Source organism: Clostridium sp. ZBS15 (assembly GCF_023845705.1).
In the GTDB taxonomy this organism is placed as follows: Bacteria; Bacillota; Clostridia; order Clostridiales; family Clostridiaceae; genus Clostridium; species Clostridium aquiflavi.
In genome coordinates, this window is record NZ_JAMQHY010000200.1 from 1 (window position 1) to 251 (window position 251).

At 27.1% G+C, this 251-nt stretch carries 1 pseudogene; it reads right to left on the bottom strand.

What is annotated here, in order from left to right:
* Positions 1–67: 67 nt before the first annotated feature.
* Positions 68–251 (bottom strand): annotated as a pseudogene (locus tag NG904_RS17010) (amino acid permease); the annotation flags it as partial.

Here is a 251-nt window from a genome sequence, read left to right on the forward strand (position 1 = left end):
TATGTGCAACACAACAAGAGATATATTATATTCTATTAAAGGTTTTATATAACCTTATTGTGTGTTTTTATTTATTTTTTCTATTTCTAGCCATCTTAGGTAAGATTAATCCTAATCCTAATAATATAAATGGTGTAATTATATTAAGTGAAAGTGTGAATATCCATTCTGGAGAATATTTTTCTACTCCTTGTGGAAACATTCCCATTACACATGCAAATGCTGTAAATATGAAACACCATACACCTATT